We start from the raw sequence: 22,116 nt of genomic DNA, 5'->3' as shown, positions 1-22,116 counted from the left end.
CGCCAGGCCGAGCCGCCTGGCCTCGATCGAAAAAACCCGCTGGCCTGGCGCCATGCGGGTTTTTTATCGTCTGGCCGGAAGCCGATGGCTAACCGGCTTTCGAAGCGTCGTCGCGGGGCGGTCCCAGCTTGGGCAGGATGAAATCCATGAAAGCGCGGGTCTTGGCCGGCTGGATGCTGGACGGATACACCACATAGATGGAGATCGGGTCGACCGACCATTCGGGCAGCACGCGCCTGAGCGAATTGCGCTTGATGATGGGCTCCAGCGCCTGGCAGCGCGGCATGCGCGTGATCGCCAGGTCCAGGCCCGCCAGCGTGCCGGCGATGCTCATGTTGTTGGCCGCCAGGTGCCCCCGCACCGGCACGCGCACCGTCACCGCGCCCTGGCGCAGCGTCCAGTACGAATGCGCGTCGTCGATGGTGGTGCGCAGGCATTGATGCTGCGTCAGGTCGCCCGGCGTCTTGGGCTCGCCGTAGCGCTCCAGATAGCGGTCGGACGCATACAGGTGGTTGTCCAGCGAGACCAGTTCCTTCGCCACCGAGCCGTTCTGCGCCGCGTTGCTGCCGGAGTCCATGATGGACAGCGGGTGCAGGTCGTTGCTGAAGCGCAGCACCACGTCGAACGGCGTGCCCTGGGCGTCCGACGCGGTCAGCATGCTCAGGTCGAATTCGCACTCCACGTCGGGATAGCGCTGCATGAAATCGTTGATGGTTTCCGGCAGCAGCCAGATCGCCAGGCTGTAGGGCATGGACACGCGCAGCGTGCCGGACGGCCCGCCCGACAGCATCTGCAGCTGCTCGTGGGCCAGCCGGGCCTCGTCGATCAGGCCCTGGCAGCGGCTCATGTAGGCCGCGCCCGCCTCGGTCAGGTCCAGCCGCCGCGTGTTGCGGTTGATCAGGCGCAGCCCGATGGCCCGTTCCAGTTCATTGATGCGACGCGACAAGGTCGAGGTCGGCATGTTCAGCGCGCGCGCCGCCATGCTGAAGCTCTTGCGCTTGGCAACCTCCACGAACAAGGCGATGTCATTGAGCTGGACAGTCGAAGCTTCCATAGGCATTCCGAATTGGGCCGCCCGAGTTTACGCCACTCGCGCGCGCCATCCCAAGCCTTGCGCGCCCGCGGCGGCGGCAAGTCCGGCCGGTTTTGTCAGATTTGATTGCAAATTCGAAAGACGCGGCCTCTGTACGCCCAGGCATATCCCCTAAACTTCAGGCGAATACATATAAATACCAAGACCGCAGCGGTTGATCGAAATCGCAAAGGGGCACAGTGGGCATGAATGACACGCCAACATTTTTTACCGTTCTAACGCCCACCTACAACAGGGCGGGAACGCTGCACCGGGTCTATGAATCCCTTTCCCGGCAGACTTTCCGGGGTTTCGAATGGGTGGTGGTGGACGACGGCTCCACCGACAATACCCACGAATCGATTCTGGACTGGCAGGCGCGCGCAGATTTCCCGATCCGTTATTTCTGGCAGAACAACCAGCACAAGAAAACCGCCTTCAACCGCGGCGTGCGCGAAGCGCGCGGCCAGCTCATCGTCGCCCTGGACAGCGACGACGAAATGCCGCCCGACGCCCTGGCCATCTTCAAAGAGGCCTGGGAAAGCATCCCGCCGGCGCGGCGCGACTCCTACGTGGCCGTCACCGGCCTGTGCGCGCGCCCCGACGGCAGCATCGTGGGCGACCGTTATCCGCAGGACGTTTTCGACAGCACCGCGGTCGACGTCTATTTCCGCTACCGCATCAAGGGCGAAAAATTCGGCTGCATGCGCACCGACATCCTCAGGGCCTATCCCTTCCCCGAGGACGTGGCCGGCTTTGTGCCGGAAAGCCTGGTGTGGTGGGCCATCGCGCGCGCCGGCTACCTGAGCCGCTTCATCAACCGCGTCGTGCGCACCTACCACGACACGCCCGGCGGCCTGAGCCAGGCCGCGGTATCGGCCGCCAACAACGCCCAGGGCCTGTACCTGCTGGCCTGGGACATGCTGCAGCATCACCTGGAGTTCTTCCGCTACCGCCCGCGCGAATTCATCATGGCGGCGGCGCGCTACACGCGATTTCGCCTGCACCTGAAGCATTCCGGCGTGCCCACCGCGGTCCAGGCCTACCGGCTCACCAACCCCGTCGCCCGCTTCATGGTGGCGGCGATGTGGCCGCTGGGCTATGCGCTGTACCGCCGGGATCGCCGCAGGGGGGTGGCGTAGGGCGCCGGCCCCCCGTCAGGCGGCCCCGGCCGCCCCATGCCCCAGCCCCAGATAAACCTCCACCACCCGCGGGTCCTGCGCCACCTGCGCGGCCGGCCCGGCCAGCGTGACCGCGCCGGTCTCCAGCACATAGGCATAATCCGCCACTTTCAGCGCGGCCCGGGCGTTCTGTTCGATGAGCAGGATGGACACGCCCATCTCGCGCAGCCGCGCGACGATGCGGAACACTTCCTGCACGATGCGCGGCGCCAGTCCCAGGCTGGGTTCGTCCAGCATCAGCAGCCGCGGCTTGGCCATCAGCGCGCGGCCCACCGCCAGCATCTGGCGTTCGCCGCCCGATAGCGTGCCGGCCAGCTGCGCGCGGCGCTCCTGCAGCCGCGGAAACAGGTCGTAGACTTCGGCCAGGGTCTGGTCGCGGTCGCGCAGTCCGCTGCGCCAGCGGTGGAACGCGCCCAGCATCAGGTTGTCCTCCACGGTCATCTCGGCGAACAGTTCGCGCTTTTCCGGCACCAGGTTCATGCCGGCGGCCACCATCTCCTCGATCTCGGCATGCTGCTGCGGCTTGCCGCCGAAGACGATCTCCCCGGCCGAGGGCAGCACGCCCATGATGGCCGACAGCAGCGTCGTCTTGCCCGCGCCATTGGGGCCGATCACGGTGACGATCTGGCCTTCGCCCACCTCCAGGCTCACGCCCGAGACGGCCTCGACCTTGTCGTAGGCCACGCGCAGCTCGCGCACTTCCAGCAGTTTCGCGCTCATCTATTCCACTCCGCCCAGATAGGCTTCCAGCACCGCGGGGTTGTGCTGCACTTCGGCCGGCAGGCCCTCGGCGATCTTTTCGCCGAAGTCCATGACGACCACGCGGTCCACCAGGCCCATCACGAAGTCCATGTCGTGCTCGACCAGCAGGATGGCCATGCCTTCGGCGCGCAGCTTCTTCAGCAGTTCCGCGAGCTCGCATTTCTCCTGGTAGCGCAGCCCGGCCGCGGGTTCGTCCAGCAGCAGGATGCACGGATCGGACGCCAGCGCCCGCGCGATTTCCAGGATGCGCTGCTGGCCCAGGGCCAGCGAGCCGGCTTCGTCGTGCAGGTGGCGGCCCAGGCCGACGCGTTCGATCTGCCGCGCGGCCTCGGCCAGCAGGCGCGCCTCTTCGGCGCGGTCCAGCCGCCAGGCCGCCGGCAGCACGCCGCGGTGGCCCCGCAGGTGGGCGCCGATGGCGACGTTCTCCAGCACGCTCATGCGGCCCAGCAGGCGCACGTGCTGGAAGGTGCGCGACAGGCCCAGCCGCGCGATCCGGCGCGCGCCGGCGCCGGCCACGGCATGGCCCAGCAGCGTGACCTGGCCGGAGGTCGGCGTGTCCACGCCGGAGATCTGGTTGAACATGGTGCTTTTGCCGGCGCCGTTGGGCCCGATCAGGGCCAGGATCTCGCCGGCGTGGACTTCCAGGTTCATGGCGTTGTTGGCCACCAGGCCGCCGAACTTGCGCGTCACGTCCACGGCCTTTAGCACCACTTCGCCGCGGGGCGGCATGGGCTTGCGCGGCAGCGGCTCGGCGTTCATGTCCAGTTCGCGGACCTTTTTCTTCAGCGGCACGCAGCGCACCAGCACCGGCCACAGGCCGCTGCGCGCGCGGTGCAGCAGCAGCACCATGCCGAAGCCGAAGACGATCACCTCGAAGTTGCCGGTCTGGCCCAGCAGTCGGGGCATCCAGTCCTGCAGCCACTGCTTGAGCACCGTGAACACGCCCGCGCCGACCAGCGCGCCCCACACCTGTCCGGCGCCGCCGATGACGGTCATGAACAGGTATTCGATGCCCATCTGCAGGCCGAAGGGGTTGGGATTGACGAAGCGCTGCATGTGCGCGTAGAGCCAGCCCGAGGCGCAGGCCTGCAGCGCGGCGATGATGAAGATCACCATGCGCGAGCGCGCCGTGTCCACGCCCATGGATTCCGCCATTACGCGCCCGCCCTTGAGCGCGCGGATGGCGCGGCCCTCGCGCGAATCCAGCAGGTTCTGCGTGGACCAGACCGCCACCAGCAGGAAGGCCCAGATCAGGTAATAGATGTTGTCGCCCTGGTTCAGCGTCCAGCCGAACAGCTCGATGGCGGGAATGTCGGGAATGCCGGTGTGGCCGCCCAGGCCTTCGACCGAGCCGAACACGAAGTACAGCGACAGGCCCCAGGCGATGGTGCCCAGCGGCAGGAAGTGGCCGGACAGCTTGAGCGTGATGGCGCCCAGCAGATAGGCCACCGCCAGCGTCAGCGCCAGCCCGGCCAGCAGGGTCAGCCAGGGCGAGGCGCCCAGCCATGCCAGCCAGGCGGGCAGGGCCTCGGCGCGCGTGGTCAGCAGCGCCGTGGTGTAGGCGCCCACGCCCACGAAGGCGGCCTGGCCGAAGCTGGTCAGCCCGCCGACGCCGGTCAGCAGCACCAGGCCCAGCGCCACCAGCGCGTACAGGCCGATGTAGTTCAGCAGCGTCACGTAGAAAGGCGGCAGGGCCAGCGGCGCCAACGCCAGCAGCGCCAGGAATGCGTAGAGGATGTGGCGCGGATTCATTCGTCTTCTTCCTCGACGTGATGGCTTTTCAGCGAGCGCCAGAGCAGCACGGGGATGATCAGCGTGAACACGATGATTTCTTTGTAGGCGCTGGCCCAGAACGAGGAGAAGGCCTCGATCAGCCCGACCAGCACCGCGCCGGCGGCGGCCAGCGGATAGCTCACCAGGCCGCCGATGATGGCGCCCACGAAGCCCTTGAGGCTCACCATGAAGCCGGAATCGAAGTACATGGTGGTGATGGGGGCGATGAGAATGCCCGACACCGTGCCGATCAGCGCGGCCAGGAAAAACGTGGCCTTGCCGGCGAAGATCGGCGAGATGCCCATGAGCCGCGCGCCCAGGCGGTTGAAGGCGGCCGCGCGCAGCGCCTTGCCGTACATGGAGCGTTCGAAGAACTGGTAGAGCACCACGATGAGCAGCGCCGACACCGCCAGCACCCACAGCGCCTGGCTGTTGACGTTGAGCGGCCCCAGCGTCAGGCTGGCGTCGCTGAACGGCGCGGTGCGCGCGCCCTCGGCGCCGAAGGCGAGCAGCCCCAGCCCGACCAGCGCCAGGTGCACCGCGATGGACACGATCAGCAGCACCAGCGTCGAGGCCGACGCGATCGGCTGGTAGAACAGGCGATACAGCTGCGGCCCCATCGGCACCACCAGCAGCAGCGTCAGCAGCGCCTGCGCGGCCATCGGGAGCTGCGCCAGCGGCAGCTTGTAGAACAGCGCGGCCAGCGCCAGCGGATAGGCCAGCTTGGCCGCCATGCGCCACGCGCCGCGGCCGCGGCCCGGCCGTTTGCGCCGCGCCAGCAGGTCGGCGCCGACCTCGGCCAGCGCGAAGGCGAACAGCAGCCAGACCAGCAGCACCGGCTTGCCGGCCTGCAGCGCGGCCATGGTCAGCGCGCCGAAGGCCACGAACTCTCCCTGCGGGATGAACAGCACGCGGGTAACGGTAAACACCAGCAGGATGGACAAGGCCAGCAGCGCATAGATCGCGCCGTTGGTGATGCCATCCTGCCCGAGTATCAGGGCAATCTGAGCATTCATGCAGAATTCCGACTAGTACAGCGCCGCACAGGCGCCAGCGGGATGCCGCGGATCCGGCTCCGCCGGTCCGCAGGCATGCCCCCCTGGGGGGGAAGCGCGCAGCGCTTCGGGGGGGGACCTATTTCACCAGAGTCCAGGCCCCGTCCTTCACCGTAATCAGCTCGCGCCCGCGCTCGTCGAACCCGCTATGGTCGGCGGCCGTCATGTTGTAGACGCCCTGGGTGCCGACCAGCTCCTTGGTCTGTTCCAGCGCGTCGCGCAGCGCGCTGCGGAACTCCTTGGTGCCCGGCTTGCCGGCTTTTTCGGCCAGCGGCACGGCCTGCTGCAGCAGCAGGCCGGCGTCGAATACGTTGGCGCCGAAGGTGGCCGGACGCGAGCCGTTGAGCTTTTCGTAGGCCGCGATGTAGTCGGAAGCGACCTTCTTGGAGGGGTTGCTGTCCGGCATTTCCGGCAGCACCAGCATCAGGCTGGCGGCCAGCACCGTGCCCTCGACCTTCTTGCCGCCCAGCTTGAGGAAGTCGGGCAGGGCCGCGCCGTGGGTCTGGTAGAACTTGCCCTTGTAGCCCTGGTCGTACAGCGTGGTCTGCGGCAGCACGCTGGCCGCGCCGGGGGCGGCCACCAGCACCGCGTCGGGCTTGGCGGCCAGGATCTTCAGGGCCTGCCCGGTGACCGAGCTGTCGAAGCGCAGATAGCGTTCGTTGGCGGTGATCTTCAGGCCCTTCTCGGCGGCCATGCCGGAGAAGACCTTGTACCAGTTCTCGCCATACGGATCGTTCAGGCCGATGAAGCCGACCGTCTTGATGCCGGACTTGACCATGTGGTCCACCAGCGCGCGCGCGATGATGTCGTCGTTCTGGGTGGTCTTGAAGACCCACTTCTTCTGTTCGTTCATGGGCAGCACCACGGCGGCCGTGCCCACCGGCGCCAGCATCGGCACGCCGGCCTCGGCGGCGAACTGGATCACGCCCATGGCGTTGGGCGAACCCGACGGGCCGATCAGCGCGTCCACGTTCTGCTCCGAGATCAGCTTCTTGAAGGCCGTGACCGAGTTGGTGGAATCGCTGGCGTCGTCCAGCGAAATGTATTCCACCGTCAGGCCGCCGATCTGCTTGGGCAGCAGCGGCACGGTGTTCTTCTGCGGGATGCCGACCAGCGCGGTGGGGCCGGTGGACGAGGTGACGACGCCGACCTTCATCTGCGCCAGGGCGGGCAGTGCGAACAGCGCGGCGACCGCAGCGGCGGCGGCCAGGGGGATTTTCTTCGACAGCATGGCAAGACCTCCGGATAGGGAGCAGGGTGGGAGTGCGGCTGGAAAACGGAGAAAACGGGAACTGCGAAAAATGCTTGTTACTTAAAATTTCTGTTGCGCAGGCTCTGCACTGTAGACCCGGGCGTCGCGCTTACCTATCGGTCAAAACCCGAAGCGCGGCTCCCGTGCGGTTCAGATGGTGATGGAGCTGACGCTCGCGCCGCCGCACACGAACAGGGTCTGGCCGGTGACGAAGCTGTTGGCCGGATCGGCGAAGAACATCACGGCGCGCGCCACGTCGTCGGCGCGGCCCAGGCGCTTGACCGGAATGCCGGCGGCCAGCTGCTTTTCGCGCTCGCTGCCGGGGTCGATCACTTCATAGAACATGTCCGTCTGGATCGGGCCGGGCGCCACCACGTTGACCGTGATGCCGTGGGGCGCCAGCTCCAGCGACCAGGTGCGCGCCATGCCCACCATGCCGGCCTTGGTGGCCGAATACGCGGTGCGCGTGGGCAAGCCCAGCGCGCCGCGCGAGGACATCAGCACGATGCGGCCGAACCTGCGCTCCTGCATGCCGGGCAGGGCCGACTGCACCAGACTGATGGCCGCGCCCAGGTGGATCTGGGTCAGGCCGTGCAGTTCTTCCTGGGTGACCTGCGGCAGCAGGTTGGGCCAGATCACGCCGGCGTTGTGGATCACGTGGCTGATCGGAAACCGGGCCGCGGCCTCGGCCCCGGCCTGCGCGGTGGCCTCGGCGTCCAGCAGGTCGACCTGGATGTTGTGCAGGCGCGGATGGCTGAAGTCGGCGGCGCGGCGCGCCATGGAGACGACCTCGTAGCCGGCCTCCAGCATGCTGCGGCAGATTTCGGCGCCGATGCCGGCGCTGCCGCCGGTCACCAGCGCGACGTGGTTTTGCGTCATGGTTTCCCCCTTTTCTTGTCGTCGTTCAGGCCTTGGGCGCCAGCGCCAGCACGCGCAAGGGGCTGCCCGAGCCGCTGCGGATCTTGAGCGGCGCCGAGAAGATCACCGCGCCGGTGGGGGGCAGCTGGTCCAGATTGGTCAGGCACTGCAGGCCGTAGCGGTTATTGCCGTGCATGTAGTAATGGCAGGGATAGGGCGGGTCCAGGTGCTGGGCCTGGCCGGCGTCGGTGCCCACCGATTCGGTGCCGAAGCCGTGCACGTCGCGCTCCTTGATGAGCCAGGGCACGACCTCGGCGTCCGGGCCGGGCGAGTGCGCGCCGTCGTCCTGCATGTTGAGGTATTCGGCCGGCTTGGCGCGCTTGGACCAGTCGGTGCGCATCAGCACCCAGGAGCGCGCGGGTATGCGGCCGTGGCGCTCCTCCCACCGCTGCACGAAGTCGACGGTCAGCAGGAAGTCCGGATTGTCGCGGGCCTCGGCCGAGCAGTCGATGACGCAGGCGTTGGCGATGAAGGCCTCGATCGGGATGGTGTCGACGGTATTGTCGGGCTGGTCCTTGCCGGTGATCCAGTGCACCGGCGCGTCGAAGTGCGTGCCGGTGTGCTCCGAGCAAGAGAAGTTATTCCAGTACCAGCCCGGGCCGCGCTCGTCATAGCGCGAGATCTCTTCAATGCGGAAGGGCCAGGCCTGGCCGAATTCCGGCGGCAGCACGATGGTGGGAAATTCCGGCGTCAGCGTCTCGGTCAGGTCCACCACGCGGATGCGGCCCGAAACCAGTTCGGCCATGAATTGGGCGAGTATGGGTTGGCTCACTGTTTGCTCCTGTCGTTCGTATCGTCGGGGCGGCGGCCTTAGGCCCCCAGTTCCCGCTCCAGTCCCTTGGGGTTCTGCGCCAGGCGCGCGCGGAACTCCTGCGCCACGTCGCCGACGTAGACGTCCTCGGTGCCTTCCTTCAGGGCGCGCACGATGGCGGCGGCCAGCGCGGCCGGCGCCACGCGCGGCGGCGGCGTGCGCTGCTCCCATTCGTGGTCCACCGGCCCGGGGAACACGTTCACCACCCGCACGCCCGCGCCGCGCATTTCGGCGCGCAGGCACTGCGCCAGCGACAGCGCGGCCGCCTTGGACGCCGACCACATGCCGCGCGAGGGCAGGTTCATGTGGGCATAGATCGACAGCACATTGACCCAGGCCGCGGCGTTGTTCACGCCGTCGGCCGCGCGGCCGCACAGCGCCGGGCCGAAGCCCTGGGCCAGGCGCATCAGTCCCAGCACGTTCACGTCCATGGCGTCGCGCGCGGTGTTCACGTCCTTGCGCCCGAGCAGGCCGCCTTCGCGTTCCAGGTCGGCGGTGTTGACCAGGATCTCCACCTTGCCGCCGATCGACGCGGCCACGCGCTCGACCGAGTCGGTATCGGTCACGTTCAGGTCCACCGCCTGCACCCGCGGGTCGGACGCCAGCGCGTCGAACGCGGCGTCGCGGCGCCAGGGCTGCGGATCGCCCAGGAACACCATGGGGCTGCCGGCATCGAGCAGGGCGCGCGCCACGGCCTGGCCCACCGCCGACTTGCCGTCGGTGACGAGCGCGCGGCGGAACTTCGGATCGCACGAGGTCTCGCGCAGGGTCTTGTCGTCTTCCATGTTGGGCGTGTTCCTTTCGGGCAGGGCGATCATCACGGCCTGGCCGCTGCGGTCGAGCTTGAGCGCCAGCCGCACGCGGCCGCCGTCGGCGCAATCCTGGTGCACGTGGGCCACCACCGAGGGGCCGGCGGCCATGCGCACCGTGCCCACGCGCCAGGGCAGGCGCTCGCGGAAATACAGGTCGTTGCTGTGGTGCAGGACGGTGCTCGCCAGCAGCACGCCGGCGGGATCGACCGCAAGCCACGGCAGGCGTTCGGACAGGCAATGGCCGCAGACCTCGCGCGGCGGGTACTGCACCGTCCCGCAGTCGGCGCAGGTCTGCAGTTCGAAGCGGCCTTCGGCGGCGGCCGCGGTCAGCCCGAGCGCGGCGCGGCTGCGCGAGCCGGGCGGCAGCGTCGGCTGGCGCGTGCGCGCGACGGGATTCTTGCGGGGCGGCCTGGCCAGCGGTTCCGTCATGCCTCGCTCCTTGCCAGGATGGCCGCGGCGGTGCACAGCCCGCGGTCGTAATTGATCATGCCGAAGCCGCTGACCATGCCTAGGCGCGCGTCGGCCACCTGCGTGCCGCCGGCCGTGCCGGTCAGCTGGCGCAGGGCCTCGACCAGCCCCAGGTAGCCGCCGGCCGCGCCGGCCTGGCCCACCGACAGCTGCCCGCCGTTGGTATTGAAGGGAAAGCTGCCGTCCACGGTGAAGCTGTGGCGGCGCACGAAGTCCGGCGCCGCGCCTTTTTCGCAGAAGCCCAGGTCTTCGATCTGCATCATGTTGATGACTGGGTAGTCGTCGTAGGCCTGCAGGAAATCCATGTCGGCCGGCGCGACGCCGGCCTGTCCGTACAGTTCGTCCACGTCCATGGTCCAGCCGCCGCGCGTCTGGATGGGATCTTCGATCCAGGCGTTGTGGCGCTCGATGGTGGAGAGGATGCGCACATGCGGCAGGCCCAGCGCGCGCGCCCGGTCCTCGCTCATGACCAGGAAGGCGTCGGCGCCGGCGCAAGGCATGACGCAGTCGAACAGGTGGATGGGGTCGGTGATGACGCGCGCGTCCAGGTACTGGGCCAGCGTCAGCGGCTTTTTCATCAGCGCATGCGGAAAGCGCAGCGCGTTGTCGCGCTGCGCCACGCACAGCTTGCCGAAATCGGCGCGCGTGGCGCCGGTGGCGCGCATGTAGTTGGCCGTCAGCAGCGCGAAGCTGGCGTTGGGGCCGCCCGCGCCGTACGGATACACCGCGTCCTGCGCGAAGCGCGAGAACTGGCTGACCGTGTTGCGAAACGAGTCCACGTGGTTGGTGTCGCCCGCCAGGCAGGCCACGATGCCGGCGTCGCCGGCCTGCACGGCGCGGGCGGCGCGGCGCAGGGCCGCCACGCCGCTGGCCCCGCCCATGGGGATGTGGTCCAGCCAGCGCGGGCTCATGCCCAGATGCTGCACCAGGCCGACCGCGGTGTCGGGCGCCAGCGTGAAGCTGGACACGCAAAGCCCATCCACCTCGGCCTTGGCGATGCCGGCCTGGCGGATCAGCGCGCCCAGCGCGCGTCCCAGCCACCAGTGGGCGGCATGGGTGCAATAGCGCTCGTACGGGATGGTGACGGGCAGGGCCGCCACCACGCCGTCATAGCCCAGGCGCGCGCTCATCGAAGCGGCTCCTGCGGCTGCGCGGCGGGCCGCTTCTTCATCGAGCAGGTATCCACGCAGCGGGCCGTGCCGGGCAGGGTGGGCGCCAGCGCCTTCATCTCGCCGCGCTGGATCTTGTTGGTGGTGGTGAGCGGCAGGGCGTCCACGAAGGCCACATAGCCCGGCGCCTTGTAGTACGCCAGCTGTTCCAGGCTCCATTGCACGATGCTGCGCGCGGCCTCGGCCAGCTCGGCGTCGGAGGCGGGCTGGGTCTCGGGCACCACGCAGGCCAGCACCTCGTCGCCGCGCACGGTGTCGGGCACGGCGGCCACCGCCACCGCCTTGACCAGCGGATGCTGCATCAGCACGCTTTCGACTTCCACGGCCGAGATGTTCTCGCCGCTTCTGCGGATCACGTTCTTCTTGCGGTCCACGAAGCGCAGCGCGCCGTCGGCCTCGCGGCGCACGATGTCGCCGGTATGGAACCAGCCGCCTTCCCAGGCCTGAGCCGTGGCGGCCTCGTCCTTCAGGTAGCCGGCGAAAAAGCCGTAGCGCGGGTCGTCGCCGGCATGGCGCACCAGCAGCTCGCCGGGCTCGCCGATGGCGGCCTCGGCGCCGGCGTCGTCGACGATGCGCACCTGCACGTCGTCTTCCTCGCGGCCGAAGCAGCTGCTGCCGATGTGACGCGGCTCGCGGTTGGCGATGATGACGGCGCCCGCGCCGGTCTCGGTCATGGCCCAGGCCTCCAGCAGCGGAAAGCCGAAGCGCGCCTCGAAAGGCTGGTGCAGCTTGCGGTCCACGCCGGCGCCGAAGCCGAAGCGGATGGCGGGCTGCAGATCGCGCGGCGACGCCTCGGCCTTCATCAGGATGGCGGGCATGACGCCCAGGTAGTGCAGCACCGTGGCGCGCGATTCGCGCACGCTGTCCCACCAGGTCCTGGGATGGAAGCGGTCCAGCGGGATCAGGCAGCCGCCGGTCAGCAGCATGGCCATGGCCGAATACGCCATCGCGTTCATGTGCACCAGCGGCAGCGGCGTCAGCATGCGTTCCTCGCCGGGCCGCAGGGCGGCCAGGCCGCCGATGCGCGCATACCAGCCGCCGGCATGCAGGAAGTAGCGGTTGGGCAGGATGCAGCCCTTGGGGCGGCCGGTGGTGCCGGACGTGTAGAGCAGGGCGCATTCGGTCAGGACATCCGGCTCGCTGCCTGCCAGCGGCGCGCCAAAGGGCGCGGGCGGGGGCGCGTCGTCCGGGCCCATCACGCGCAGCTCGCGGCCGGCGCGCCGGGCGGCCGCGATCAGGTCGTCGTGGCGTTCGGGCAGGGCCACCGCCAGCGCGATCTCGGAGTGCCCCGTCAGGTATTCGAGTTCCGCGGCGCGCAGGTCCGGGTTGATCGGCACCACCGACACGCCCAGCGCGTTCAGCGCGAACCAGTGCAGGAAGAACGCGGGGCGGTTCTCCAGCAGCAGCCCGGCGCGGTGGCCGTGGCCGTAGCCGGCGCGGGCGTAGGCCGCGCGCAGCGTCTCGACGGCGCTGGCGGCCTGGGCGTAGCTCAGCTCGCCGGCGCCGACGCCATAGGCCTGCGCCGTCTCCGGCAGTATGCACAGAAAGGGCCGGGCGCCGTGGCGCGCGGCGGTGTCGAGCAGTGCCTGATGGACCGTGGTGTTCACGAGCCGCTCCTACATGAACAGTTGGATATTGCCGAAGGCCGCGTCGCAGTTGACGAGGTCCACGCGCTTGAGCTGGATGCGCAGGCCGCCGTCCTGCTCCACCAGGTGGTGGGTGGCCCAGCCGGCGTACAGCGTCTGCGTGTCGAGCCGGGTCTCCACGTAATGAAAGGCGGTGCGCACCACGTGGCGGCCTTCGGCTGGCGCGGCTTCGGGGTGGCCGTGCTCGACGGTGGGCGCCTGCAGCAGGTGGTGGCAGCGGCTCCTGGGCTGCTGCGAGTAGGTGCGCTGGCCGGCCAGCCGTTGCACGCGCACGCGCAAGAGCAGCTTGTCTTCGTACATCAGCGAGGCGTGCAGCCTGGGGTCGGTCTGGCCGTGGGCCAGCGGCATCCAGTAGCGGCCGTCCTCGGTGTACAGGTCCAGCCATTCCTCGAAGCGCTGCTCGTCCAGCATGCGCGCCTCGGCGTAGACGAAATCGATCAGTTCACGGTCGCTCGCGCTCATACCGGCTCCGTTGCGGTCATGTAGCGGCCCCATGCGCGGTACTGGTTGCGCATCTGCCATTCGTTGGTGCCGTTGGTGGTGACGTTCTTGCGGCCGGTCTCGTCGGGCGAGTAGAGCCGGCCGACGTTCACCCATTCGCGCGCGCGCGAATGCAGGCCGTCCTGCGCGCGCTCGTACATTTCCAGGTCGTCATGGCCGACCACCGAGGTCGGCGCGTTGATCAGCCGGTTGTACATGAGGGTGCGCTCCAGCAGCAGGTCGGGCGCGCCCACCAGGCGGAAGGTCCAGGACTCCACCAGCGTCCGGTCGGCCGCGATCGGCTTGAACACGCGCAGCGTCTGGATCGGGCCCTTGACCATGATGTTGGGGAAGTACACGGTGTTGTGGCGCACGTCGCCCAGGATCTGGCCGGCGCGTTCCTCGCCGTAGGCCGCCACCATGGCGTCCCAGTAGCCCGGAATGCCGGAATAGGAAGCGTGGATGGAGTCGGCCACGCCGGTGTGGCCGTGGCCGTTTTCCCATACGCGTATGCCCATGTTCTCGAAGAACTCGTAGGGCGAGATGAACGGCGCGAACAGTTCCACGGCCATGGGCTTGGGCGTGCCGGCGGGCGCCTGCTCCCAGACCTTGACCGCGGTGCCCGCCGACGATTCGTGCGCCACCATCGGGTGGCAGGTGTCGGTCTGGTTATCGACCAGCATCTTCCAGTTGCAGCGGTGCATGTAGCGCATCACGCCGCCGGCGACTTCCAGCCGGCCTTCGGGCGAGCGGTCGACCATGTTGTCCAGGGTCGACAGCGAATCGCCGAAGAATTCCTCGAACGACTGGCCCTGCGGATTGAGGCGGCAGAACACGAAGCCGCGGTGGTTGCGCACGTCCTGCACGGCGGCCATGCCCTTGCTGGCCTCGCAGTGCTCCAGGCCGGTGTTTTCGTAGCCTTTCTTGAGCGGGATGGACAGCAGGCTGCCGTCGGTTTTGAAGGTCCAGGCGTGATACGGGCAGCGGAAGAACTTGCCGGTGTTGCCGCAGGCGTCGCCGGCGACCATCGTGCCCTTGTGCGGGCAGCGGTTGTGCAGCACGCGCACGCTGCGGTCGCTGTGGCGCACCATCACCACCGGCTGGTCGCCCACCGTGGTGGTGATGTAGTCGCCCGGGTTCGGCACCTGGCTGTCGTGGCCCACGTAGACCCAGGTGTTGGCGTACAGGCGCTCCATTTCCAGCTCGAACAGTTCCTGGTCGACGAACAGGTCCTTGTGCACTTCGGTCTCGCGCAGCAGGGCGCGGATGGCGTCGGGGTTGTCGCGGTATTTGCTCATGATGGCGCTTCCTTGCGTCGTGCCTACAGATCCAGCACCAGGCGCGCGGATTTCGCGCGCGAGATGCAGATCTGGATGATCTTGCCGCTGGCCTTCTCGGTGTCCGAGAGGTAGTAGTCGCGGTGGTCGGGCTCGCCCTCCAGCACCGTGGCCTGGCAGACCCCGCATTCGCCGCGCTTGCAGTCGTACATCGGATCGCAGCCGGCTTCCTCCATGACCTCGATGATGGTCTTGTCCGCGGGGATGGTCAGCACCTGGCCGGACTGGCGCAGCTCGACCTCGAAAGCCTGGTCGCCGGCCTGCGGCGCGGCCGTGGTGAACAGTTCGAAATGGATGTGGGCGTCGGGCCAGTGGCGGGCGCGGGCTTCGTGGATGACGGCGTCGATCAGGCCCTTGGGGCCGCACACGTACAGGTGCTGGCGCGGCGAGGCCGAATCCAGCAGCGCGCGCAGGTCGAAGCAGCAGTCGGGCTCGTCGTCGGCGTGCAGGCTCAGGTCGGCGCCGGCCAGCGCCTGCAGCTCGGGCAGGAAGGCCAGCTGGCCGCGGCTGCGGCCGCAATAGTGCAGATGGAACGCGCGGCCGGCGGACTTGAGCGCGGCGGCCATGGAGGCGATGGGCGTGATGCCGATGCCGCCTGCGATCAGCAGCACGGGTTCGTCGCCGGCGGGCGCTTCGTGCAGCGGAAAGTCGTTGCGCGGGCCTTCGGCCGTGATCAGGTCGCCCTCGGACAGCGCGTGCATGTAGCGCGAACCGCCCTGGCTGGCTTCTTCGAGGCGCACGCCCAGGCGGTATTCGAGGGGCTGGGCGTAGCGGCCGGCGTCGGGCGCGAGCTGCACCAGCGAGTAGCAGCGCGGCTCGCGCTGGCCCGGCACCGACACCTTCAGATGCGCGCCCGGCCCGAAGGCGGGAAGGGGGCCGCCGTCTTCACGGGCCAGCCGGAAAGAGCGGATCAAGGGCGATTCCTGGCGGACTTCGCGAACGATGAGTTTCAATGTTTGCACGGCGTCTGTCTCTCTCTTTGTGCGGATTCGCCGGGGCCGCCGCGCTGGCGGCGGTCCGTCGCTCAGGCCGCCAGCTTTTCGGCCAGCTGGCGCTCCATGGGCTCGCATTTTTCGTGGGCCAGGGCGGTGTCGCGCAGTTCGCGCAGCGTCGCCGCGGCGTTGGGCTGGCCGGCCAGCCGTTCGGCGGCGGCGATGAGCTGGCGGTACTTGCCGCCGCCGCGCACGTGGGTGTCGCTATAGCCCTTGACCAGGCGGCGGCAGTTGACGGTTTCGACGGCCAGCGCGTAGTCGCGCGGCGCCAGCCTGGCGATCAGGTCCAGCCATTGCCGCAGGCCCGCGGCCTCGGTCTGGTGGCGCAGCGTGCCGCGGCGGAACCGCCGCATGCCGGCCAGCGCGTACAGCATCAGAAAGCCGCTCAGCGTGCTGCTCTGCATGCGGCGCCCGCGGCCCAGACGGCGCGCGACGAAACCGCCGAAGGCCTTGGAGCCCTCCAGCCAGCGGCCCAGCCCGGCCGGCAGCGTGCCGCAGATTTCCTCCAGCCGCGGGTGCATGAATTCGGTGGTGTAGACCAGCTGGTCCGGACGCGCGCCCACTTCCTGGCGCACGCGCTCGAAGCGCGTGCCGCGGGTTTTCAGGTCGGCGACGCGGATCACGTCGTCGTAGGCCATGGCCGTGGCCACATAGCGCGCCGCCGCGCAGGTCAGCGCCCACTGGCGCGCGTCGCCGCCGTGCGCGGCGTCCAGGTCGCGGATGGCTTTCATGTGGCGCAGATAGTCGCCGGCGTAGGCCAGGTCCTGGAACTCGATCTGGCGGCGCACGCCGGCCACCAGCATGGGCTGCGCACAGGCGGGGAAATCGCGCTTGATGGCGTCCAGCAGGGCCTGCGCGCGCGGGCTGGCGGCCGTCTCGGGCAGCGCCGGCAGCGGCCGTTCCAGGTCGATGGCGGCGGGCTGCGCGGGGGCCTGGTCGGCCGCTTCGAAACCCAGCGCGAAGGCGCGCAGGCTGGCCTCCACGCCCAGGCCGGCGCGCCGCACCGTGGCCTCGAAATCGTCGCGCGCGAACGGCAGCGCGCCGCTGCCCGCCACCGCGCCGAACAGGCTGGCGCTGATGACGCTGCCGGCCCGGTCGGCCAGGTCCTGCAGGTCGAAGCAGAGAAAGCGACGGGCCGCCGCGCGGCCGGCTTCCAGCACTTTGTTGGGATCGGCGATGCCGTTGCCGGGCGCGGATTTTTCGCTGACGGCGTAGCTGCGGTGCGACGAGGCCAGCAGCACCGTGCGCTCGGGCGTGACCAGGCCGCGCTGGATCGCGCGCCCGCCTTCCATCAGCTCGGCCGCCACCACCAGGTCCACGTCGCCGGGCGTGGGCATCAGCGCCAGCGCCGGCTGCCTGCCGGCGCGCCGCACTTCGGCCTCGGGCATCAGCTCCACGTAATAGATGGTGGCGCCGGTGCGCTGGGCCACGCCGGGCACCGAAGTGGTCTGGGCCCACCAGCCGGCGTGCTCGGCCATGTCGACGATCCAGTCGGCCAGCACGCCGCCGCCCTGGCCGCCCATGGCCAGGATGGCGATCTTGATCGGGTTGGCTTGCTGCATAGCGGCCGCGTTCATGGAGCAGGGTTCCTCAAAGGGCGTCATGGGTCAGGCGCGCGGCGCGGCGCCGTTGCAGAAAGCCGATCACGGCGCCGCGCATGCGCGCCATGAAGCGGTCCCGGCCGGTCGGGTTGTGGACGATGTCGGCGCGGTAGAACGACGGGCACAGCACGGCGGCATGGGCCACTTCGCCGCAGTTGCCGCAGCCCACGCAGCTGCTTTCGACGTGCGCGACCGGATCTTCCTTGAGCGGATCGCCGCTGTCCTTGACCGTCAGCGACGGACAGCCCGACAGGCGGATACAGGCGTGGTCGCCGGTACAGACGTCGGGGTCCACGCCGAAGCGTTCCTTGACCGCGCGCTTGCCCGCCTTCACCGCCTGGTTGAATAGCGGCTTGACGCGGCGCTGCTTGTTCAGCATGCATTCGGACTGCGCGATGATGACCTTGGGGCCCTTGACGTCGGTGGTCAGCGCCTCTTCGAGGGTGGCGCGCACCTTGGCCACGTCGTAGGTGCGGTCCAGCGTGCGCACCCATTTCACGCCGACCCCGCGCACGGCCTCGTCGATGGGGTTGTTGGTCGAGCGGTCCGGGTTGTCGGCGCGCGAGGACAGGATGTCCTGGCCGCCGGTGGCCGAGGAGTAGTAGTTGTCGACGATGACGATCACGCCGTCGTACTTGTTGAACACCGCGTTGCCGATGCCCGAGGCCAGCCCGTTGTGCCAGAAGCCGCCGTCGCCCATGATGGAAATGGGCCGCTTGGCCGCCGGCACGTTGAACGCCGCCGCGCTGGAGGCGCCCAGGCCGTAGCCCATGGTGGTGGCGCCCAGGTTGAAGGGCGGCAGGATGGAGAACAGGTGGCAGCCGATGTCGCACGAAATGTGGTGCTGGCCCAGCTTATCCTGCGCCAGGGTCAGCGCCGAGAAGATCGGCCGCTCCGGACAGCCGGTACAGAAGCCCGCCGGCCGCGGCGGCACCACCGCCGCCAGGCCTTCGACGTGCTTGTGGAAAGTGATGGGCTGCTCGGCCGGCCGGGCCGGCCTGGGCCGCGCTAGTTCGGTGATTTCGAGCTGGCGTTCGGCGGCCTGGGCGTCGGCCGCCACGGCAGGGTGCGTCTGCAGCGATTGCGGGCGGTTGCGCTTGAGGAATTCGCGCAGACCGTCGCGCATGACCTGGGTGGTGTACTCGCCGGCCATGGGCAGCACGTCCTTGCCGGACAGCCGCGTCTGGACGCCGGCGCGGCGCAGCACCGCGTGCAGGTTCTGCTCGATATAGTCGGGCTGGCCTTCTTCCAGCAGCAGCACGGCGCGCTTGCCCCGGCAGAACTCGACGACCTCGTCCTCGATCACGGGATAGGTCACGTTCATGACGTACAGCGGAATGCGGCTGTTGCCGAAGTGGTCGGCCAGGCCCAGCAGCTGCAGCGCGCGGATGACGCCGTTGTAGAGGCCGCCCTGCAGGATCAGGCCCACGTCGTCCTGCTCGCCGTCGAAGAACTCGTTGAGCCTGTGTTCCTTGATGTAGCGGATGGCGGCGGGCCAGCGCTCCTTGATCTTTTCCTGCTCGTGCAGGAACGAGGCCGGCGGCAGCACGATGCGGCTGGTGTCGCGCTCGGGGCTTTCCAGCGCCTGGGCCAGCGAAAACGCAGGACGCTTGTTTTCCTTGGCGATGAAGCGGCCATGCACGTGGCAGCCGCGGATGCGCAGCTGCAGCATCACCGGCGTCTTGCTGGCCTCGGACAATTCGAACCCGTCCTCGACCGCCTTGACCATGCTTTCCAGGTTGGGACGCGGGTCCAGCAGCCAGATCTGCGACTTCATGGCGAACGCGTGCGAGCGTTCCTGCATGATGGACGAGCCTTCGCCGTAGTCCTCGCCCACGATCACCAGCGCGCCGCCGGTGACGCCGCCCGAGGCCAGGTTGGCCAGCGCGTCGGAGGCGACGTTGGTGCCCACGGTGGATTTCCAGGTGACCGCGCCGCGGATCGGATACATGACCGAGGCCGCCAGCGTGGCGGCCGCGGTGGCTTCCGAGGCGCTGGCCTCGAAGTGCACGCCGAGTTCCTGCAGGATGTCGTTGGCGTCGGCCAGCACGTCCATCAGGTGCGAGATCGGCGAACCCTGGTAGCCGGCGACGTAGCCCACGCCGGATTGCAGCAGGGCCTTGGTGACCGCAAGAATCCCCTCGCCGCGGAACTCTTCGCCCGCGCCGATTCGCAGTTGCTGGACTTCTTTCTTGAAAGACCTTTCTGCCATCAGGAACTCCTTGCGGGCCCGGTCGTCGGGTCCTCAGCCGTTGCTGCTGCGCAGCATCGCCACGTCATGGAAAATTCATCTAAAAAATACTTTAGGAGTCAACGTTTTAGCTGTCAACAAAAAAGATGAAATTTCATGGAAAGAAAAAAATATCGCAATAAAACAAGGATGTATATACTCGTTGATCACTAGTTTGGGGCACGCCGCGCGCCCCGTCAGAGTGCAAAAACGGGTTGCGATTCCGGGTATACCCTGTGTTGCGCAACAGCATGCGCCCGGGCGCGGACATCGGAGCAGAACAGCATGGAATTGCAGAAGCAGCGGGACACTTCCACGGCGGCGCGCGGCGCTCCCCGTTTCGTCGACGGCTACCTCGCCTATCTGCTGGCGCAGGCCAGCCAGCGCATTTCGGCGGAGTTCCACCTGCAGGTCAGGGCGGCCGGCCTGTCGGTGACCCAGTGGCGGGTGCTGGCCAGCCTGCAGGGCAGCGAGGGCGAAACCATAGGCTCGCTGGCGGTGCTGGCCATCACCAAACAGCCCACGCTGAGCAAGGTGGTGCAGCGCATGGAGGCCGAAGGCCTGGTGGCGCGCAACGGCGTGCGGGCGGACCGGCGCCAGACGCGCGTGCGCATCACGGCCAAGGGATCGAACCTGATCGCCTCGCTGTGCGAGCAGGCCATGCAGCACCAGAAGGCGGTGCTGGCGCCCTTCGGCGAGGAAAAGGCCGCGCAGCTGATCGAGATGCTGGAAGTGCTGATGACCGAGCACGTGCCGCTGGAACTGCCGATTGCAGAAGAAGAATAGGCGGCACAAAACCGAACAGCGTTCGTCCTATTTTTTTGTTACAAGCATATGCGTCCCTAATAGTTTTCCCTCTGGGAAAACCTGTTCCGGTACGCATAAACCCTGAATTGACGGGGGTTCCGCGGGTAGGCAATATCGCGCCGGTATTCAGACTACTGTCAGGAGTTGATCCTATGCGCCGCACTTTGATTGCTATCGCGATCGCCGCAGCCGCCGTGGCCGCGCCCTCGATCGGGCAGGCCAAAACCTTCCGCTGGGCCGCCCAGGGCGACATCCTCACCTTCGACCCGCACTCGCAGAACGAAGGCATGACGATCGCCGCCAACAGCTATATCTACGAACCGCTGGTGGACTACGACAAGTCCTTCAAGCTGACCCCGCGCCTGGCCACCGAATGGCAGCAGGTCTCGCCCACGCTGTACCGCTTCAAGCTGCGCCCGAACGTGAAGTTCCACGACGGCGCCGCCTTCACCGCCGACGACGTGGTGTTCTCGATCCACCGCGCGATGGCTCCGACCTCGAACTACAAGGCCTACACCACCGGCATCAAGGAAGCGCGCAAGGTCGACGACCTGACGGTCGAGGTGGAGACCTCGGCACCCAATCCCGTGCTGCTGCGCCAGCTGACCAATGTGTTCATCATGAACAAGGCCTGGGCCGAGAAGCACAACATCGCCAAGCCGCAGGACTTCGTCAACAAGGAAGAAACCTACGGCGCGCGCAATACCAACGGCACCGGCCCCTACAAGCTGAAGTCGCGTGAAGTGGACGTGCGCACCGTGTTCGAGGAGAACAAGGACTGGTGGAACAAGGCCGGCAAGGTCGGCAACGTGACCGAAGTCGTGTTCACGCCGATCAAGCAGAACGCCACGCGCACCGCGGCGCTGCTGTCGGGCGAGATCGACTTCGTGCTGGACCCGGCGGCCCAGGACCTGGATCGCCTGCGCCAGTCGGCCAAGGTGGTCGAGGGCAACGAATACCGCACCATCTACCTGGGCCTGGACCAGAAGCGTCCCGAGCTGCAGTACTCCACCATCAAGGGCAAGAACCCGTTCCAGGACGTGCGCGTGCGCGAGGCGCTGTACCGCGCCATCGACGTGGACGCGATCAAGCGCGCCGTGATGCGCGGCCTGTCCGCGCCCACCGGCACCATGATCGCGCCGCAGGTGCACGGCTGGGCCGAGTCGCTGCACAAGCGCGTGCCCTACGACGCCGACAAGGCGCGCGCGCTGCTCAAGGAAGCCGGCTACGACGGCACGCTCAACTTCACGCTGGACTGCCCCAACAACCGCTACATCAACGACGAGGCCATCTGCCAGGCCGTCATCGGCATGTGGGCCAAGGTGGGCGTGAAGGCCACCATGAACGCCATGCCGCGCGCCACCTACTTCCCCAAGGTGCAGTCGTACGACACCAGCGCCTACCTGTTCGGCTGGGGCGTGCCCACCTTCGACGCCATGTACACGCTGCAGAACCTGATCCGCACCAAGGGCGAAGGCGCGGACGGCATGTACAACCTGGGCAACTACAGCAACAAGGAACTGGACGCCGTCATCGACCGGATCAAGACCGAGACCGATCCGGCCAAGCGCGACGCCGACATCATCAAGGTGCTGGAAGGGCACGCCAAGGACTTCGGCCACATCCCGCTGCACGACCAGGTCATTCCCTGGGCCATGCGCAAGAACGTGACGGTGGTGCACCGCGCCGACAACCGTCTGGTCGCCGACTGGGTCAAGGTCGACTGATCCCGTCCAGGGTTGAAAGACCC

The 22,116-nt window shown here is 68.2% G+C and carries 18 protein-coding genes; 3 read left to right on the top strand and 15 right to left on the bottom strand.

The window, feature by feature from the left end; genetic code table 11:
* Positions 1 to 88 precede the first annotated feature (88 nt).
* On the bottom strand, positions 89 to 1,054 hold the full coding sequence (locus AC1M14_RS22315) for a LysR family transcriptional regulator (protein ID WP_479730479.1): 966 nt from the start codon (positions 1,052 to 1,054) through the stop codon (positions 89 to 91).
* A gap of 224 nt (positions 1,055 to 1,278) precedes the next feature.
* On the opposite strand from AC1M14_RS22315, the gene AC1M14_RS22310 reads away from it, so the two are divergent.
* Entirely contained in the window at positions 1,279 to 2,214 is a 936-nt protein-coding gene (locus AC1M14_RS22310; protein ID WP_479730478.1) for a glycosyltransferase family 2 protein, read from the top strand.
* A gap of 15 nt (positions 2,215 to 2,229) precedes the next feature.
* Here AC1M14_RS22310 and AC1M14_RS22305 read toward each other — a convergent pair whose 3' ends face one another.
* From AC1M14_RS22305 to AC1M14_RS22240, 14 genes are all read right to left on the bottom strand, one after another.
* Entirely contained in the window at positions 2,230 to 2,973 is a 744-nt protein-coding gene (locus tag AC1M14_RS22305) for an ABC transporter ATP-binding protein (protein WP_479730477.1), read from the bottom strand.
* Positions 2,974 to 4,767 (bottom strand): branched-chain amino acid ABC transporter ATP-binding protein/permease, encoded by a 1,794-nt coding sequence (locus AC1M14_RS22300; protein ID WP_479730476.1) that lies wholly within the window; start codon positions 4,765 to 4,767, stop codon positions 2,974 to 2,976.
* Entirely contained in the window at positions 4,764 to 5,804 is a 1,041-nt protein-coding gene (locus AC1M14_RS22295; protein WP_111826430.1) for a branched-chain amino acid ABC transporter permease, read from the bottom strand. Before AC1M14_RS22295 ends, AC1M14_RS22300 begins: the two co-directional genes overlap by 4 nt.
* A 118-nt stretch (positions 5,805 to 5,922) precedes the next feature.
* Complete coding sequence (locus AC1M14_RS22290) at positions 5,923 to 7,074, bottom strand: ABC transporter substrate-binding protein (RefSeq protein ID WP_209166826.1); 1,152 nt, start codon at positions 7,072 to 7,074, stop codon at positions 5,923 to 5,925.
* A gap of 171 nt (positions 7,075 to 7,245) precedes the next feature.
* A complete protein-coding gene (locus tag AC1M14_RS22285) occupies positions 7,246 to 7,974 on the bottom strand; it encodes an SDR family NAD(P)-dependent oxidoreductase (RefSeq protein ID WP_111826432.1) in 729 nt (242 codons plus the stop codon).
* Positions 7,975 to 7,999: 25 nt separating this feature from the next.
* Positions 8,000 to 8,785 carry a cyclase family protein gene (locus AC1M14_RS22280; protein ID WP_102775539.1) on the bottom strand — a complete coding sequence of 262 codons (786 nt, stop codon included), beginning with the start codon at positions 8,783 to 8,785 and terminating at the stop codon, positions 8,000 to 8,002.
* Between the two features lie 38 nt (positions 8,786 to 8,823).
* Positions 8,824 to 10,065: an SDR family NAD(P)-dependent oxidoreductase gene (locus AC1M14_RS22275; protein ID WP_102775540.1), complete on the bottom strand. Its 1,242-nt coding sequence runs from the start codon at positions 10,063 to 10,065 to the stop codon at positions 8,824 to 8,826.
* Positions 10,062 to 11,234 (bottom strand): thiolase family protein, encoded by a 1,173-nt coding sequence (locus tag AC1M14_RS22270; RefSeq protein WP_479730475.1) that lies wholly within the window; start codon positions 11,232 to 11,234, stop codon positions 10,062 to 10,064. The genes AC1M14_RS22275 and AC1M14_RS22270 overlap by 4 nt, the downstream gene beginning before the upstream one ends.
* Positions 11,231 to 12,880 (bottom strand): AMP-binding protein, encoded by a 1,650-nt coding sequence (locus AC1M14_RS22265; RefSeq protein ID WP_209166829.1) that lies wholly within the window; start codon positions 12,878 to 12,880, stop codon positions 11,231 to 11,233. The genes AC1M14_RS22270 and AC1M14_RS22265 overlap by 4 nt, the downstream gene beginning before the upstream one ends.
* 9 nt (positions 12,881 to 12,889) lie before the next feature.
* Entirely contained in the window at positions 12,890 to 13,381 is a 492-nt protein-coding gene (locus AC1M14_RS22260) for an aromatic-ring-hydroxylating dioxygenase subunit beta (protein ID WP_102775543.1), read from the bottom strand.
* Positions 13,378 to 14,697 carry an aromatic ring-hydroxylating dioxygenase subunit alpha gene (locus tag AC1M14_RS22255; protein WP_102775544.1) on the bottom strand — a complete coding sequence of 440 codons (1,320 nt, stop codon included), beginning with the start codon at positions 14,695 to 14,697 and terminating at the stop codon, positions 13,378 to 13,380. Before AC1M14_RS22255 ends, AC1M14_RS22260 begins: the two co-directional genes overlap by 4 nt.
* 23 nt (positions 14,698 to 14,720) lie before the next feature.
* Positions 14,721 to 15,698 (bottom strand): PDR/VanB family oxidoreductase, encoded by a 978-nt coding sequence (locus AC1M14_RS22250; protein WP_209166830.1) that lies wholly within the window; start codon positions 15,696 to 15,698, stop codon positions 14,721 to 14,723.
* A gap of 62 nt (positions 15,699 to 15,760) precedes the next feature.
* Positions 15,761 to 17,305 carry an indolepyruvate oxidoreductase subunit beta family protein gene (locus AC1M14_RS22245; RefSeq protein ID WP_209166831.1) on the bottom strand — a complete coding sequence of 515 codons (1,545 nt, stop codon included), beginning with the start codon at positions 17,303 to 17,305 and terminating at the stop codon, positions 15,761 to 15,763.
* Between the two features lie 13 nt (positions 17,306 to 17,318).
* Positions 17,319 to 19,541: a thiamine pyrophosphate-dependent enzyme gene (locus AC1M14_RS22240; protein ID WP_479730474.1), complete on the bottom strand. Its 2,223-nt coding sequence runs from the start codon at positions 19,539 to 19,541 to the stop codon at positions 17,319 to 17,321.
* 303 nt (positions 19,542 to 19,844) lie between these two features.
* Between AC1M14_RS22240 and AC1M14_RS22235 the strand changes: the two genes are divergently transcribed.
* Positions 19,845 to 20,345, top strand: coding sequence for a MarR family winged helix-turn-helix transcriptional regulator (locus tag AC1M14_RS22235; protein ID WP_479730473.1), 501 nt, complete (start codon positions 19,845 to 19,847; stop codon positions 20,343 to 20,345).
* A 173-nt stretch (positions 20,346 to 20,518) separates the two neighbouring features.
* Positions 20,519 to 22,093 carry an ABC transporter substrate-binding protein gene (locus tag AC1M14_RS22230; protein ID WP_102775549.1) on the top strand — a complete coding sequence of 525 codons (1,575 nt, stop codon included), beginning with the start codon at positions 20,519 to 20,521 and terminating at the stop codon, positions 22,091 to 22,093.
* The last annotated feature ends 23 nt before the right edge of the window (positions 22,094 to 22,116 follow it).

Source organism: Achromobacter sp. SX5 (assembly GCF_056711425.1).
Note: the sequence above shows the minus strand (reverse complement) of the source record. Positions and strands in the feature narration are given on the sequence as shown.